This is a genomic window from Nostoc cf. edaphicum LEGE 07299, assembly GCF_015207245.1.
Taxonomy (GTDB): Bacteria; Cyanobacteriota; Cyanobacteriia; order Cyanobacteriales; family Nostocaceae; genus Nostoc; species Nostoc edaphicum_B.
On sequence record NZ_JADEXF010000894.1, the window covers coordinates 1 to 2,835 of the forward strand.

1 protein-coding gene is annotated in these 2,835 nt (G+C 41.9%); it reads left to right on the forward strand.

Going from position 1 to position 2,835, the window contains the following annotated elements; translation table 11 throughout:
- Positions 1–25: 25 nt before the first annotated feature.
- Positions 26–1,693, forward strand: coding sequence for a signal recognition particle-docking protein FtsY (ftsY, locus tag IQ229_RS22305; protein ID WP_194047489.1), 1,668 nt, complete (start codon positions 26–28; stop codon positions 1,691–1,693).
- Positions 1,694–2,835 lie beyond the last annotated feature (1,142 nt).

Consider the following 2,835-nt stretch of genomic DNA (forward strand, 5'->3'; position numbering starts at 1 on the left):
AAGAGACAGAACTAATACTGCTGCAATGGTTTTTAATTGGTTCCGTCGTCAACATAACGATTCATCTAATACTCCCTCTGATAAAAAACAGGAAGAAACACCTCCTGTACAAGAACCCCAACCAGAGCCAGCCGAAACCTCAACTGTTGAAACTGCGCCAGACACAACGGCAGACTTATTAGCATTTGCCAAAGCTGCCTACAAAAATATTCAGCAAAAACAGCAAGTTGAGGTAGTGGAAACCCCACCTGATTCAGCAGATACCTTAGCACCATCAATACAACCTGAAACCGCAGAAACGGTAATTGCGGAAATTGCTGAACCAGAAGTAACTGAGGAAGCTGCTAATACAACTGTAGAAACTACACAGCCAGAAGTTATCCAAGCTGCTAGTGAGGAAGAAATTACAGAAGATTCTTCAGTGGCAGCAATTGCTGAACAGCCAGATGTTTCCAGCCCAGAACTTACGGCAAGTGAAGTTGAACTAACAGCCACCGAACCACTAGCTACGCCAGAGGCAACACAACCAACAGCACCAGCTAACTTATCCTTTTTAGAACGGGCGGCGGCAGAACGGCAAGCAAAGCTAGAACAACTAATAGCCACCGCCATTGAAGTTCCAGATCCGGAGGTAGTACAGCCAGTAGCTACAACCTCAGAAACAGAAGAGGAAATTCCTGGACTGCTATTTGATGATGGGTTTGTCTGGTCAGCGAAAGTTCTAGCAGCTCAAGGTAGAAGTGCAGAAGACGTTTCTATTGAAGAAATTACCTGGCTGAAAAAGCTCCGGCAAGGATTAGACAAAACTCGCCGTAGTATTCTTAACCAACTGAAGGCGATCGTTGGTCAAGGGCCGCTAAACCAAGCTGCTGTAACGGAAATTGAGGCATTGCTTTTACAAGCTGATGTGGGTGTAGAAGCGACAGACTTTATTATCAATGCCCTACAGACAAAACTGCGAGAAGAAGTTACCGCACCTGAAGAAGCGATCGCTTTCCTGAAAAAAATCCTTCGGGATATGCTGGATGCACCGAGCAAAACATCTCATAAAACTACCTTTACCCCAGAAAAAGAAACCTTAAATATTTGGTTAATCACTGGGGTAAATGGTGCCGGTAAAACCACTACCATCGGCAAAATTGCCCACCTGGGACAAAAATCTGGCTATAAATGCCTAATTGGCGCAGCAGACACCTTCCGTGCCGCCGCCGTGGAACAGGTGAAGGTTTGGGGTAGTAGAAGTGGCGTGGATGTAATTGCCAATCCGGGAAAAAATACAGATCCGGCAGCAGTTGTATTTGATGCGATCGCAGCCGCCCAAGCGCGTCAAACCGAATTACTTCTGGTAGATACAGCTGGGCGACTGCAAAACAAGAAAAATTTAATGGATGAACTCGGTAAAATCCGGCGAATTATCGACAAAAAAGCCCCAGATGCCAAAGTAGAATCACTATTAGTTCTAGATGCCACTTTAGGTCAAAATGGGCTGCGGCAAGCCGAAGTTTTTTCCCAAGCTGCCCAACTCAGCGGTGTTGTCTTAACCAAGCTAGATGGCACTGCCAAAGGCGGCGTTGCCCTTGCTGTTGTACAGCAGCTAGGTTTACCCATTCGCTTTATTGGTGCTGGCGAAGGAATTGAAGACCTACGACCCTTTTCGAGCTATGAGTTTGTCGAAGCTCTCTTGAGTGGTTAGTTGAAAAATTTCGAGTTAAAAATTTTTCTCAACAGACTTAGGACTTACGCAATACTGTATGATTCTTCTCTGGGAGACACTGCGCGTTGGCGTCAGCCTCTGACAGAGAAGGAGGTTCGATAAATTAAGCTTTTTAGCTATTTTTGCGTAAGTCCTAAAACTAATAAATTTAGGGATGACTCATCTGGTATTATCACTTGAACTAACTAGAAACAGCTCAAGTCCTAAAATTACGAATTTGTCAAAATAAATGGGTGACTTTTGCTAAAATTTCTAGCTAATGCCCTTTTTGAAGTCTGAAATCGGCTTTTTAAATGTAGCATCAAGGTATTTAGTTGCGACATATAAAAGCCCCTAGACTTTCATCTTGCAGGAATTGAAAAGGGAATCGAGACACTCACTCCCATAGAACTCTATTGTGGGATGGACAGCAGTCTCAGTGGTGAGAAGTGCGTTGGGGAAGCAGCGCAGGAGGTTTTTCCTCCATAGGTGCCTGGTGTTGCCTATGGCGACTTGTTCGTGTAAGTCTCTCGATAGGTTTGAATTCTGATGGTTAAATGAAAACAGTCTTTCTGGCTTTTGACTTAAAGTTCTTGGAAGATATTTCTTATATTTTTAGTGTCATCTCTTCTATTCATATCTTACACTTACCAAATGACTCACCCCTAGAATAAATTACAAGCTAATGGTTTAACTCTGTTACATCTGACTAAAAAGATAGAGTTACTTCACTTTTATCCTGTTTTGATGGGTTTAAGTTTTGCATCTTCAGCAACTCAAAATTCGCAAAACAAGAAATTAAAAATGGAAAAGCTCAATGTTGGCGATTATCCCAGTAATTATGGTATACAAATTAAGTATTTGAAAGCTTATTGACATATTCTCAGGTTTGGGAACGAGCTTAAGTCTGTTTTTTAGCAAATCAAGCTCTATTTGAGCGCTTATAGAAGTTTTCAGTCAAAAGACTTCTAGTCTCCTAGCTGCTTCTACCTAAACAGTTCCTCAGAGAGCGTTATAAATTATTCTTTGAATAAAGTATTTTTATGACTTTAGAGATATGCTTTGGTAGTTAAGTTATGGAAAAATGAAAAGCTTTCTGATATATCAGCAAAAGTAGTAATTTTTACGGGTAGAATTTGGAC